A 12234-nucleotide genomic window follows, 5' to 3' on the forward strand; every position below is an offset into this window, starting at 1 on the left:
GTGCGGGCAGAAACGATCTGTCAGAAGGGCCACCGCGTCGGGGACACTGGGCAGTGGCTGCGCAACTCCGCGGCCAGCCTCTATGATCGGCACACTTTGCTGCGCGGACAGAGATCGAGTGCACTGCGGGAGCGAGCGGTGAGCGGAACGTCCGAAGGGCCGACGCCCGCGGCAGACCTCGACGGGTCCGCCGTCACGGAGCGTGACAGCACGGCGCCTCCCGGTACCGGGGAGGCCATCGACACGGGGACCACGGTGCTCCTCGACCCCTACCCGGTCGTTCCCGGTGGCGCGGGTGTCCCGCGTGCGCCGGACGACCCCGACGGGCCCGGAAGCCCCGACGACCCCGTCCCCTACCGGTCCGTCTTCGCCACCGCCCCGCTGGCCATGGCCGTGGTGGACCGCGAGGGCCTGGTCGTCGGCGTCAACGACGCCCTGGGCGCGCTGCTCGGGGGCGAGCCCGGGGCGCTGGTCGGGCGGGTGGCCGCCGACCTGCTCGACCTGGCCTCGGACGCGCGGACCTGGCACGCCTACCGCGAGGTGCTGCGCGGCCGGCAGGCGCGGCTGCGCTGCACCCGGCGGCTGAAGCAGCCCGACGGGCGCTCCCTGTGGGCGCAGGTGACCGTGGCCCCGCTGGACGGCCGGACGCCCGGCGTGCTGCTGTCGGTGGCCGACATCAGCGCCCGCCGCGACCTCCAGGCCCGGCTGCGGCACCTCCAGATGCACGACCCGGTGACCCGGCTGCCCAACCGCACCTTGTTCTTCGAGCGGCTGACGGCCGCCCTGGAGGCGGACTCCCTCGAACACGGCGGCACCGGCCGGATCGGCCTGTGCTACCTGGACGTCGACGGTTTCAAGGCGGTCAACGACACCCTGGGGCACCGCGTCGGCGACCGGCTGCTCGCGGCGGTGGCCGAGCGGCTGACGGCCTGCGCGGAGGAGGTCGGCAGGTCACGGCCCGGCACCCCGCTGGTGGCGCGGCTCGGCGGCGACGAGTTCGCCCTGCTGGTGGAGGACTCCACCGGCACCGACCAGCTGTCGGAGCTGGCCGAGGCCGTGCTGAAGGCGCTGCAGGCGCCGTTCGACCTGGATGGGCAGCGACTGAGCCTGTCGGCGTCGATCGGGGTGGTGGAGCGGCACGCGGCCGGGACGACGGCGACGGGGCTGATGCAGGCCGCCGACACCACGCTGTACTGGGCGAAGGTGGACGGCAAGGCCCGCTGGACGCTGTTCGACCCGGAGCGCAACGCGCACCTGATGACGCGTCAGGCGCTCGCCTCGACGCTGCGCCCCGCGATCGAGCGCGGGGAGTTCGTGCTGGAGTACCAGCCGCTGGTCGGCATGGCGGACGGCCGGCTGCGGGGCGTGGAGGCGCTGGTGCGCTGGGACCACCCCCGGTTCGGGCTGCTGCCGCCGAATCGGTTCGTCGCGCTGGCCGAGGAGGACGGCTCGATCGTGCCGCTCGGCCGCTGGGTCCTGGCCACCGCGTGCCGGCAGGCCCGGCGCTGGCAGCTGGACAACCCCGACGAGCCGCCGCTGTTCGTGAGCGTCAACGTGGCCGTGCGCCAGGTGTGGGACTCCGACCTGGTGGCCGACGTGGCGGCGATCCTCGCCGAGACCGGGCTGCCCGCGCACCTGCTCCAGCTGGAGCTGACCGAGTCCGCGGTGATGGGCTCGGCCGGCCGGCCGCTGCAGGCGCTCCAGGCCCTCAGCGACATGGGCGTGCAGATCGCCATCGACGACTTCGGCACCGGCTACTCCAACCTCGCCTACCTCTCCCGGCTCCCGGTGTCGGTGCTGAAGCTGGACGGCTCGTTCGTCCGGGGCTTCCAGTACGAGGGCCGGGGCGACGAGGCCGCGCCGCCCAACCCGGCGGACGAGGTGATCGTCGAGGCGATGATCGACCTGGCGCACCGGCTGGGGCTGACGGTCACCGCCGAGTGCGTGGAGACGGCGGCGCAGGCCGACCGGCTGCGGCGCATCGGCTGCGACACCGGGCAGGGCTGGCTGTACTCCCGCCCGGTGACGCCGGACCGCATCGCCGCGCTGCGCACCACCCGGGCCTGCACCTAGGTCGGGTCAGGCGGTGGGCAACCCGTAGGCGTCGGCGATGAGTTCGTAGGAGCGCAGGCGCAGGTCGCCGCGGTGGGCGTGCGTGGTGAGCATCAACTCGTCGGCGCCGGTGCGCTTCTGCAGGTCGTCGAGGCCGGCGCGGACCTCGTCGGCCGTGCCGTGCACGATGTTCGCGGTCCAGGACGTGAGGAACTCCCGCTCCATCGGGCTGAACTCGTACGCCTCCGCCTCCCGCGGGTCCGGGAAGAGCCCGGGCCGTCCGGTGCGCAGCCGCACCATGTTGAGCCCCGTGGCGAGGACCTGGCGGCGGGCCTCCTCGGGGTCGTCGGCGGCCAGCGCCGAGACGCCGATCAGGGCGTACGGCGCGTCCAGGAGCGCCGAGGGCCGGAAGGACTCCCGGTACAGGTCCAGGGCCGGGACGGTGTTCTGCGCGGAAAAGTGGTGCGCGAAGGCGAACGGCAGGCCGAGCAGTCCGGCCAGGCGCGCGCTGAACCCGGAGGAGCCGAGCAGCCAGACCGGCGGCCGGTGCGGGGACTGCACCCCGCCGGGCGAGGTGGCCTGGACGGGGCCGGGCACGGCGTGGATGCGCCGGTAGGGGTGGCCGTCGGGGAAGTCGTCGTCGAGGAACCGGGTGAGCTCGGCGAGCTGCTGGGGGAAGTCGTCGGCGCCCTCGTTGAGGGTGTCGGTGCGGCGCAGGGCGGCCGCGGTGGCCCCGTCGGTGCCGGGCGCGCGGCCGAGGCCCAGGTCGATGCGGTGCGGGGCGAGGGCCTCCAGGGTGCCGAACTGCTCGGCGATCACCAGGGGCGCGTGGTTGGGCAGCATCACGCCGCCCGAGCCGAGCCGGATGCGGCCGGTGTGGGCGGCGAGGTGGGCGAGGATCACGGCGGGCGACGACGAGGCCACGCCCGGCATGGAGTGGTGCTCGGCCACCCAGTAGCGGTGGAAGCCGCGTGCCTCGGTGGCCCGGGCCAGGTCCACGCTGGTGCGCAGGGCGTCGGTGGCGGTGCTGCCGCTGCCCACGGTGACCAGGTCCAGCACGGACAGCGGCACGGGCGCGCTGCCCAGGACCGGACCGCGGATCCCGTCGTCCGGGTGGGTCTCTGCCGGGTGTCCGCTCACCGGGTGCCTCCTGCTCGTGCGGTACGTCGTGCCTGCCAGGAGCACAACAGGAGACGGTCCCCGGTTATTCCCGGGGGCAGGGGCGGGACCCGAGCCCCCGGAGCCCGGGGCAGGCGCCCCGGGCCCGGTCGCCCGGGCCCGGGTCCTCAGGCCTGCACCACCGGCTCCCGGGTGAACAGGGCGCCCAGGGCCGGGGCGTTCACCCGGCGGTCGGCCAGGCGCAGGCCCTGCCAGACGGTGACCTGGTTGGCGGTGAGGACGGGCTTGCCCAGGTGCTTCTCCAGGGCCGGGATGTGCGCCGCCGTGCTCAGCGAGGTGTCGGGCACCAGCACCGCCTGCGCGTCGGGGTGGTCGGCGGCCCGGGCCAGGGCCAGCAGTTCCGCCTCGTCCCAGGCGGTCGCGGGCGGTGCGCCCGCCGCGTGGGTGACGACCACCCGTACGCCGCCCGCCGTGAGGAAGTCCGCGAACCGGGCCGTCTCCTCGGGCTGGTACGGCGCCGCGACCGCGACCCGGCGCACGTCCAGTTCCCGTACGGCGTGCGCGAAGGCCACCGACGTCGACGAGGCGGGCAGGCCCGCGGCCCGGGCGAGGGCGCTGACCTGGGCCTGGGCGCCCTCCCAGCCGTAGGCGAAGCTGCCGCCGGTCGACACCCAGACGACGGCCTCGGCGCCCGAGAGCCGCAGCTGCTCGGTGGCGCGGGCGAGGGCGTCGGGCGCGCCCAGCCGGCCCGCCGGGTCGGCCGCGTGCGGGTCGGGCTCGACGCGGACCAGGTCGACCCGGACGTCGCTGCCCAGGAGCTGCTCGATGCGGGGGAAGTCGTCCTCGGCGGAGTGGCCCGTGTGGAGGAGTCCGAGTGCGGTCATCAGCCAGCCTTTCCTGCTGTCGCTCGTGACGGGTCGCATGCGGTGCGGGGGTCGTTCCCGTCGACGCCCCGCTGTCCGGGTACCCCGTGGGCGCCGTCGCGCCCCCACCGTCCACCCGGTCGACCGGAAAGGGGCAGGTCAGCGCGGCCGAATTCCGTTCATGGCAGCACCAGACGGCCGTCGCGGCGCGTACCGGGGACCTTCACGAGCCCTGTTCATCCGGAGCAGGTCCTCGGCGATCGGGAACAGGACAGGACCCGGGAATTCCTCAGCGCCGTGCGGTGACTACGCGCCGTGCACGCGTGAACACCGCAGGTCTCGACGCCGGGTCGTGCCACTGGCATGTGCCGAAGGATCAACGTCCCAGTTGGCGGCGCTGCGGGAGGGGCCGCAATCTTGCCGACACCCCCTCCGGACGCCGCCCCGGGCCCGTATCGTAGAGGTGATTCGCTGCCCGGACCAGGCAAGTGAGCGACCGCAGGGGGACACCGTGGCGCTGAGGAACGAGCCGACCGCGCCCTACCACTCGGCCCAGGACGCCCTGCGCGTCCTGGAGGGCGTGGCCCGGCACACCGCCGGCGTCACCGACGCCGAGCTCGCCCGCGAGACCGGTCTCGGCCGGGAGCGGCTGACCCCGCTCCTGCTGATGCTGCGCCGCGAGGGATACGTCGAGCAGATCGCCGACGGGGCGTACGTCACCGGTGAGGCGCTCGCCCGCCTCGGCTCCGCGCGCGGCCGCGAGGAGGCGCTGCGGGAGAAGCTCCAGCAGACCCTGGACCGGCTGCGCGACGCGGTGGGCGCCGCCGTCTACATCAGCCGGTACGTCGACGGCGAGGTCCGGGTCACCCAGTACGCCGACGGCCCGGCCACGCCCGCGGTCCACGAGTGGGTGGACTTCCGCTGCTCGGCGCACGCCACCGCGGTCGGCAAGAGCCTGCTGACCCAGCTGGACCACGACGGCCGGCGCGACCACCTGTCCCGGCACCGGATGGCCCGCCTCACCTCGCGCACCATCACCAGCGACAAGCTGCTGCTGTCCCGGCTGGAGGCCCAGCCGCCGACGGTGCCGGTGCTCGACCTCCAGGAGTACGCGGTCGGCACGGTGTGCGCGGCCGTCCCGATCACCGCCGGGTCGTCGGTGGGCTGCCTCGCGCTGTCCCTCCCGGTGGCCCACGCGCACCGGCTCCGCCGGGCGGCCGACGCCCTCAACCGGAACGCGGCACCGGTGCTGCTGTCACTGGCGATCTAGGGCCTGTCGTTTGGATCAGTCCGGCCGGGCCCACGGCGTCTTGTCGCCGACCCGAGCGGGGTCCGGCGCGTGCAGCTGCAAGGCGGAGGAGGGCGGCGACGCGGAGCGTCGCCAACCGACGACAACGCCGCAGATGCGCGTGCCGGACCCCGCGACGCCGGAATGATCCAAACGACAGGTCCTAGGGCCTGTGACCACCCACGACCGCGGGACGCGGTGGTCACGAGCACCCTCGCGAAGCGGGTAGTATTTTCTTCGTCGCCGGCCGCGGTAAGCGGAAGGCGAGGGTCATGCGCCGCTAGCTCAGTTGGTTAGAGCAGCTGACTCTTAATCAGCGGGTCCGGGGTTCGAGTCCCTGGCGGCGCACCCTGGAAGGGCCTCTCGTGGGAGCGAGGGGCCCTTCGGCATTGCCCTGCGCCTCGCGGGCGCCGGCCCTCAGGCGCGGAATTCGGTCGCGTAGGTGACCACGAAGGCGACGCAGAAGACGACGATCGTGCCGAGGAACACCAGCGTGCCCAGCGTCGTGGCCGCGGCCCTGGCCGGCGCCGGCCGCCGGGCGGTGGCGACGACGTCCCGGTCCTGCGTGTAGTGGACGGTGACGACGTCCCCCTCGAGGACGGTCGCGGGGCCGTCCTCCTCCTCGAAGCGGACGCTGCGGCCGTCGCGGGTGGAGAACTCGTAGACGTGGTGCAGCGTCGTGCGGACCGAGGTGTCGTGCCCGCCGTGGGTGGTGGTGAAGGTCCGCAGACAGCGCCCCTCGGCGGTCAGCCCGCTGTTCCAGGCGCGCCGCAGCTGGGCCGAGCGGTACACCACCCGGTACGCGGTGAACAGGGCACCGGCCGCGATCAGGCCGGGGAAGACAGAGAAGATCACGTCCATGGCGCGTTCCCCCGTGGTCCCCGCCGGCCCGGTCGGCCGGCGTGGGAGGAACCTACCCGCGCCGGCCGGCCGGTTGACTCAAGGGAACCTCAGAACGTGACGTCCGAGCAGGCGTAGAACGCGTTGCCCGTGTCGGCGACCGTCCACACCGCGAGGACGACGTGGTGCCCGCTCAGCCCGGACGGCAGGGTGCCGCTGTGGGAGAGGGTGGACGGCGGTCGCTGGCCGCCGTAGGGCACCGTCAGGAACGGGGTGAGGTTGAGGTCGGAGCGGGACAGGTTGTGGTCCTGGTTCCAGCCCTGCCGGGTGACGTAGTACTTGAAGTCCGTCGTGGCGTGCATGGCGGTGAACTGCCAGCGGAACGTGTAGCTCTGACCGCCCGTCACCCGGGTCGTGGGCCAGGCCCCGCCCGACGGTGTGCGGGGTGAACTGAGCTGCGCGAAGCGGCTGTTGCCGCCGCTGCACAGCTGCCCGTCGGCCGGTCCGGACGCCGGGAAGCCCTTGGGGCCCTCGACGCTCTGCGGCTCCCACTGGATGTCGCCGCAGTTCTTGACGGTGCCGTTCTGACAGAGCTTCTGCCTGCTGATGGGGAGATCGGTGTAGCCGTGGCCGCTGGCGCCACCGGAGGAGAGCACGAGGGCTCCGGTGGCGGCCAGTCCGACCGCGGCGGCGGACAGCTTGGTCCTGGTGCGCATACGGCCGCTCCTGATGAGACGTGGGGAGATGCAGTGAGCCGTGCAGGTCTAGACCAAGTTCGAGATTATGACCGTTGGTTGAACATGTCCATACCAACCGCAGAACCTCGTACCACCCTCCCGGCCCGCACCCTGACGTGACGTCAGGGGCCCTGCTCCCCGCGCCCCGAGCAGAACGCCACCGTCAGGTCCTTCACCAGCGCCTTGCGTTCGTAGTCGTCGAGTTCGACCAGGCCCCGCATGGTCAGCCGGGTCACCGTGTCCTCCACCGAGTCCACCACCGAGGTGAGCACGCTCGCCCGCTGCTGGGCGTCCAGCGCGGCGATCCGGCGGCGGTGCATCGCGGCGGCCACCTCCGGCGCGTACTCCACCCGCACCAGCCGCACCGAGAACACCTCCACGCCGACCGCCTCCGCGTCCCGCGCCACCAGCCGGGTCAGCCGCTCCCCCGCCGCCTCGGCCGAACCGCGCCCGGGACCCGGCGCCTCCACCGGCACCCGCACCACGGCCGCCTCCACGCACGCGCGCAGGTACGCCTCGTGGTCGTCGACGCCCAGCGTGGCCCGCGCGGTGTCCCGCACCCGCCACACCACCAGCACGACCACCCGCAGCGGGACCCCGCTGCCGTCGGCGGCCTGCATCGGCTCGCTGCGCCAGTGCCGCAGCCGCACGTCCACCCGGCGGCGCAGCAGCAGCGGGTTCACCCACAGCAGGCCGGTGCGGCGGACCGTCCCCCGGTAGCGGCCGAACAGGCCCAGCACCCAGGCCCCGCCGGTCCGGCCGCGCGCCAGACCGCCGAAGCCGAACAGGGCGAGCGCCCCCGCCCCGGCGTACGCCGCCCACTGCGCCGGACCGAGCCCGGCCCCCGCGTACGCCGGCAGCCGCAGCGCCGCCTCCACCGGCGCCAGCAGCACACCGGCCCACCAGGAGGCGGCCGCGCAGCCGGCCGCGCCGCAGACACCGGTCAGCACCCCCACCGCCCCCGGCAGCACCCGCGCGGGCCGCTCGGCCGGCGCGGTGGCGACGGGAGCGGGCGGACGGGGCGCGGCCGGTGCCGGACGGCGCAGGCGGGGCTGCTCGCCGGTGCCCTGCCGCCGGGACACCACGGTCGGGGCGAGCGGCACCGGCCGGGGGTCGGGCTCGTCACGGAAGAGCAGGTGGACGGGGATCTCGGTGGTGGCCTCGTTCTTGATGAGCCGGACAGGCCGCGGCGGCCCGTCGGCCGCTCCGCCCGGCTCCGGTGTGTGTGCGGTGGTCGTACTCATGGGTGCCTCCAGCCTCCGCGCCAGATGCGTCACGACAGGGGGTACGGATCCGCGGGGGTGGGCGGGCCCGAGCGGGTGGGGGGCGGCAGGGGCCGCCCGGTGCCTGCGGTGCCTCCTCACAGGAAGAGCCGGCGCCAGGTCTCCGGCCCCGGGTAGCCGTCCGCCGCGCCGCCGCGCCAGCCCTGGGCGCGCTGGAAGGCCTCGACGTTGCGCCGGTCCGCCTCGCCCCAGCGCGGCCCCGGCCCGGTCGTGTAGTGGGTGCCGAAGCCCTTCTCCACCAGCCGCCGGCCCAGCCGCGTGACGTGGGCGTTGTCCGCGCCGGGCCGGAACATCGCCTTCCCCGGGAAGGCCGGCGCGCCCGGGTCCGGCGAGGGGTCCGGGGTGCCGGTGGTGCCGGACGCGATGTCCCGGCCGCCCCCGGAGACGAGCAGGGACCAGGTGCGCGGCCCCGGCACGCCGTCGGCGTCGTCGCCCCGCCAGCCCTGGGCCAGCTGGAACGCCTCGGTGGCCCGGCGGTCCGCGTCGCCCCAGCGGGGACCGGGCCCGGAGCGGTAGAAGGACGCCCCGCCGCGCGCGACCAGCATCTGCCCGAGCCGGGTGACGTACGCGTTGTCCGCGCCGGGACCGAAGGACGACCGCCCGGGGTACGCGGCCTGCCCGCCGCCCCCCGCACCCCCGTCGCCCGCCTCCGCACCGGCCGTGTCGGCCGTGACGCCCTTGTAGCGGTAGGGGACGTACTGGCCGGAGTGGCTCCAGTAGGCGTAGGGGGTGCTCCCGCGGCGGGTGGCCGGCGGGGTCTGCTCGTAGGCGACGTAGGACGTGCGGGTGGGGTCCGTCCAGCCGCCGAAGATCACGACGTGCGAGCCCTTCTGCGGGTTGGCGGGGTTGTGGAACAGCAGGATGTCGCCGGGCTGGAGGTCCCCCTTGCCGATCCTGACGCCGAACTGGCCGAGGCTGCCCGTCCACTCGTTGCCCGGCAGGCCCCAGGCCATCGAGACGAAGCCGGAGCAGTCCTGGCGGTAGCCGTCCGACCAGTAGGCGCCCATGCTGTACGGGACCCGCGCGGCGACCCACGCCTTGGCCCGCCTGATGATCTCGGCGCGGGTCGTCGGCGGGGTCTTCACGCCGGTGACGGCCTGGGCCGGGGTGCCGCCGGGGCCGTGCAGCGGGGCCTTGCCGCCCTGCGGTGTGTCCGGTTCGTCCTCCGCGGGGGCGGCCGGCCGGTCGGGGGAGTACGGGGAACGGTGTGCGGTGTGCGGGGCGGCCGCCGCGGCGGGGGCCGCGCCCAGTGCCGCGCCGGTGGCGGCGGCCGCGGTCGCCAGGACCGCGAGGACCCGGCCGGCCGGGGGTACGGGGCGCCCGCAGGACGCGGCGGGCCGGTTCAGCAGGCCCGGACCGCAGGCGGGGCAGTCGCAGTCGCTCCCGGGATCGACGTCCTCGAAAGCCGGAGCCTCCATGCGATACCCCTCACACTCCTGACGGAAATGTCCATGGCTGTGCACATTGATCAGCTTCTCAACTGTCGCCCCCGCGCGCATGTTGACGGTCCGAATGATGTACGCGGGGCGCGCGGGGTCCTCCCGGACCGCAGGTGACCACCGGGTGACGGCCGGGCGGTGGTCCGGAGCACCGCCGGGTGTCCTGTAGAGTTGTGGCCGTCAGCAGGCGCCGCTAGCTCAGTTGGTTAGAGCAGCTGACTCTTAATCAGCGGGTCCGGGGTTCGAGTCCCTGGCGGCGCACCGACACGAGAAAGGCCCTCCGCGCGAGCGGGGGGCCTTTCTCGTCGCCCGTGCGGGGCGGCTAGCGGGCCGTGCCCGTCAGGTAGGCCGAGACGACCACGTTCGCCGAGTAGGTGCCGCTCGCCCGGTCGAAGGTGCCGCCGCAGGTGACCAGGCGCAGTTCGGCGCGGCCGGCCCGGCGAGGGCCGTAGGCGCGTGCGGCGTCGAAGCGGTCGCGCGGGACGACGTCGACGTCCTCCACGGTGAACACCGCGACCCGGCCGTCGGCCCGGACCACCCGGACCACCGCCCCGACCCCCAGCGTGCCGAGCCGGGCGAAGACGGCCGGACGGGTCCGGGTGTCGACGTGTCCCACCAGCAGCGCGGCGCCCCGGGCGCCCGGCGTGGCGCCGTGGGCGTACCAGCCGACGACGCCCGCCTGGTCGTAGGGCGGCGGGTCGATCGCGCCCCGGGCGTCCAGGCCGCGGGGGACGACGGGGGCCTGGACGCCGAGCTCGGGGATGTCGATGCGCTGGGGCGGGGCGGCGCCGAGGGGCTCGGCGGCCGGGGGCAGGGGCGTGCCGGGCGGGCGTCCCGGTGCCGCGGCGCCGGTGACGGCGGGCACGGCGGGCCCCGGCCGTACGGCGGTGACGTCCAGCCCCCACAGCCACAGCCCGGACAGCAGCACGGCCCAGGTCACGCCGGCGAGCAGGCGTGACCTGGCGGTGGAGGGGCCGGGCGCCTCCCTCATCGTCCGGTCATCGTCCGGTCCGCCTCGCGGTTGCGGCGCGCGCTGCGCAGCACCACCGCGGTGGCCGCCACCCCGGCGAGGACCAGCCCGGTCACCGCCTGGGCCGCGCCGGGGCCCTCGATGCGGGCGTCGGCGACGGTGATCTGCGCGGTGCCCCCGCCGCCCGCGGCGACGGGCGCGATCGGGGAGGCGGCGGCGGACGGTCCGGCCCCCTGGGCGGCGGGGGCCGCCGCGACCTGGACCGTGCCGTCGACCTGGACGTCGGCGCAGGTGACGCGGACGGTGTGGGCGCCGGGGGCCGCCGAGGTGCGCACCCGGGTCTCGCCGACCAGGGTGCCGTCCGCGCCGGTGAGCCGGGCGTCGGCGACGAACGCCTCGGAGACCGCGACCGCCGTCCTCGACGCGCAGCCGCTGACGCGCAGGGTGACGTCGGTGCCGGGAGCGGGCGACGACGGGGCCACCGAGACACCGCGCCCGTCGGCCGCCGCCGCGTACGCGGCGGGGGTCAGAGCGGTGACGGCCAGTGCGGCGGCCGCCGTTGCCGTACGGACTGTGACCTTCAGTGCACCCATCGTGAAACCTCCTGATACCTGGAGGCTCCCCCGGGCACCCGGGTACCGCATCCTCAGGAGTGCCGGAATTGCGCCGTACGGGTGGTTTGCGGGGCCGGACGGGTTTCAGAACCGAACAGTCGTCCAGCGAACCCCGAACGAACCGCCGGGCGATTCTCCGGGCGGTCCGCCGGATGCTCCGCCGGGTGCTTCGTCGGGTGCTTCGTCGGGTGCTTCGTCGGGCGCTCTGTCGGACGGGTCAGATGCGGTCGACCAGGTCCGCGATCGAGTCCACGACCTGCGACGGGCGGTAGGGGAAGTTCTCGATCTGGTCGGCGCGGGTCAGGCCGGTGAGCACGAGGAACGTCTGCATGCCCGCCTCCATGCCGGCCAGCACGTCGGTGTCCATGCGGTCGCCGATCATCGCGCTGGTCTCGGAGTGCGCGCCGATCGCGTTGAGCCCGGTGCGCATCATCAGCGGGTTCGGCTTGCCCGCGAAGTACGGCTGCTTGCCGGTCGCCTTGGTGATCAGCGCGGCGACGGCACCGGTCGCCGGGAGCGGGCCCTCGGTCGAGGGGCCCGTCTCGTCGGGGTTGGTGCAGATGAACCGGGCGCCGTCGTTGATCAGCCGCACCGCCTTGGTCATCGCCTCGAAGGAGTAGGTGCGGGTCTCGCCGAGCACGACGTAGTCCGGCTCGTGGTCGGTGAGGATGTAGCCGATGTCGTGCAGCGCGGTGGTCAGCCCGGCCTCGCCGATGACGTACGCCGAGCCGCTGGGCCGCTGGACGTCCAGGAACTTGGCGGTGGCCAGCGCCGACGTCCAGATGTTCTCGATCGGCACGTCCAGGCCCATGCGGCGCAGCCGGGCGTGCAGGTCGCGCGGGGTGTAGATCGAGTTGTTGGTGAGGACGAGGAAGGGCCGGCCGGACTCCTTCAGCTTCTTCAGGAAGGCGTCGGCGCCGGGGATCGGTACACCCTCGTGGATGAGCACACCGTCCATGTCGGTGAGCCACGATTCGATGGGCTTGCGGTCTGCCATGGTGCCGTCTCCTGACCTGCGCGGTACTGCGT

General features: G+C 74.6%; 11 protein-coding genes and 2 tRNA genes. 4 read left to right on the forward strand and 9 right to left on the reverse strand.

The window, feature by feature from the left end; all coding sequences use genetic code 11:
• The first annotated feature begins 138 nt into the window (after positions 1-138).
• Positions 139-2073: a putative bifunctional diguanylate cyclase/phosphodiesterase gene (locus E4U91_RS13140; protein ID WP_137307028.1), complete on the forward strand. Its 1935-nt coding sequence runs from the start codon at positions 139-141 to the stop codon at positions 2071-2073.
• A 6-nt stretch (positions 2074-2079) separates the two neighbouring features.
• Here E4U91_RS13140 and E4U91_RS13145 read toward each other — a convergent pair whose 3' ends face one another.
• The gene (locus E4U91_RS13145; RefSeq protein WP_174867794.1) at positions 2080-3192 is read right to left on the reverse strand and encodes an LLM class flavin-dependent oxidoreductase; all 1113 of its coding nucleotides are present in this window, start codon (positions 3190-3192) and stop codon (positions 2080-2082) included.
• A gap of 146 nt (positions 3193-3338) precedes the next feature.
• Positions 3339-4055, reverse strand: a complete 717-nt coding sequence (locus tag E4U91_RS13150; protein WP_137307029.1) for a maleate cis-trans isomerase family protein — start codon at positions 4053-4055, stop codon at positions 3339-3341.
• Positions 4056-4545: 490 nt separating this feature from the next.
• Between E4U91_RS13150 and E4U91_RS13155 the strand changes: the two genes are divergently transcribed.
• Both E4U91_RS13155 and E4U91_RS13165 read left to right on the forward strand, forming a co-directional pair.
• A complete protein-coding gene (locus E4U91_RS13155) occupies positions 4546-5304 on the forward strand; it encodes an IclR family transcriptional regulator (protein WP_137307030.1) in 759 nt (252 codons plus the stop codon).
• Positions 5305-5596: 292 nt separating this feature from the next.
• Positions 5597-5670, forward strand: a tRNA-Lys gene (locus E4U91_RS13165).
• 69 nt (positions 5671-5739) lie between these two features.
• Here the strand turns inward: E4U91_RS13165 and E4U91_RS13170 are convergent.
• From E4U91_RS13170 to E4U91_RS13185, 4 genes are all read right to left on the reverse strand, one after another.
• Positions 5740-6183: a DUF3592 domain-containing protein gene (locus tag E4U91_RS13170; RefSeq protein ID WP_137307032.1), complete on the reverse strand. Its 444-nt coding sequence runs from the start codon at positions 6181-6183 to the stop codon at positions 5740-5742.
• Positions 6184-6272: 89 nt separating this feature from the next.
• Entirely contained in the window at positions 6273-6878 is a 606-nt protein-coding gene (locus E4U91_RS13175; RefSeq protein WP_137307033.1) for a lytic polysaccharide monooxygenase auxiliary activity family 9 protein, read from the reverse strand.
• Between the two features lie 143 nt (positions 6879-7021).
• Entirely contained in the window at positions 7022-8143 is a 1122-nt protein-coding gene (locus E4U91_RS13180) for an SPFH domain-containing protein (protein ID WP_137307034.1), read from the reverse strand.
• A 116-nt stretch (positions 8144-8259) separates the two neighbouring features.
• Complete coding sequence (locus E4U91_RS13185) at positions 8260-9600, reverse strand: peptidoglycan-binding protein (RefSeq protein ID WP_137307035.1); 1341 nt, start codon at positions 9598-9600, stop codon at positions 8260-8262.
• A gap of 208 nt (positions 9601-9808) precedes the next feature.
• On the opposite strand from E4U91_RS13185, the gene E4U91_RS13190 reads away from it, so the two are divergent.
• Positions 9809-9882, forward strand: a tRNA-Lys gene (locus tag E4U91_RS13190).
• Positions 9883-9943: 61 nt separating this feature from the next.
• Here E4U91_RS13190 and E4U91_RS13195 read toward each other — a convergent pair.
• The 3 genes from E4U91_RS13195 to E4U91_RS13205 form a co-directional block, all read right to left on the reverse strand.
• Positions 9944-10612: a class F sortase gene (locus E4U91_RS13195; RefSeq protein WP_137307036.1), complete on the reverse strand. Its 669-nt coding sequence runs from the start codon at positions 10610-10612 to the stop codon at positions 9944-9946.
• The gene (locus tag E4U91_RS13200; protein ID WP_137307037.1) at positions 10609-11184 is read right to left on the reverse strand and encodes a hypothetical protein; all 576 of its coding nucleotides are present in this window, start codon (positions 11182-11184) and stop codon (positions 10609-10611) included. The genes E4U91_RS13195 and E4U91_RS13200 overlap by 4 nt, the downstream gene beginning before the upstream one ends.
• Before the next feature lie 238 nt (positions 11185-11422).
• The gene (locus tag E4U91_RS13205) at positions 11423-12202 is read right to left on the reverse strand and encodes an HAD-IIA family hydrolase (RefSeq protein WP_137307038.1); all 780 of its coding nucleotides are present in this window, start codon (positions 12200-12202) and stop codon (positions 11423-11425) included.
• Positions 12203-12234: the final 32 nt, after the last annotated feature.

This window comes from Streptomyces lasalocidi, from assembly GCF_005280215.1.
In the GTDB taxonomy this organism is placed as follows: domain Bacteria; phylum Actinomycetota; class Actinomycetes; order Streptomycetales; family Streptomycetaceae; genus Streptomyces; species Streptomyces longwoodensis.

Bases quoted from the DNA above. Each gene is read 5' to 3' on its own strand.
- E4U91_RS13170 (WP_137307032.1), bottom strand. From the start codon at position 6,183: ATGGACGTGATCTTCTCTGTCTTCCCCGGCCTGATCGCGGCCGGTGCC.
- E4U91_RS13195 (WP_137307036.1), bottom strand. From the start codon at position 10,612: ATGAGGGAGGCGCCCGGCCCCTCCACCGCCAGGTCACGCCTGCTCGCC.
- E4U91_RS13180 (WP_137307034.1), bottom strand. From the start codon at position 8,143: ATGAGTACGACCACCGCACACACACCGGAGCCGGGCGGAGCGGCCGAC.
- E4U91_RS13175 (WP_137307033.1), bottom strand. From the start codon at position 6,878: ATGCGCACCAGGACCAAGCTGTCCGCCGCCGCGGTCGGACTGGCCGCC.
- E4U91_RS13205 (WP_137307038.1), bottom strand. From the start codon at position 12,202: ATGGCAGACCGCAAGCCCATCGAATCGTGGCTCACCGACATGGACGGT.
- E4U91_RS13150 (WP_137307029.1), bottom strand. From the start codon at position 4,055: ATGACCGCACTCGGACTCCTCCACACGGGCCACTCCGCCGAGGACGAC.
- E4U91_RS13200 (WP_137307037.1), bottom strand. From the start codon at position 11,184: ATGGGTGCACTGAAGGTCACAGTCCGTACGGCAACGGCGGCCGCCGCA.
- E4U91_RS13185 (WP_137307035.1), bottom strand. From the start codon at position 9,600: ATGGAGGCTCCGGCTTTCGAGGACGTCGATCCCGGGAGCGACTGCGAC.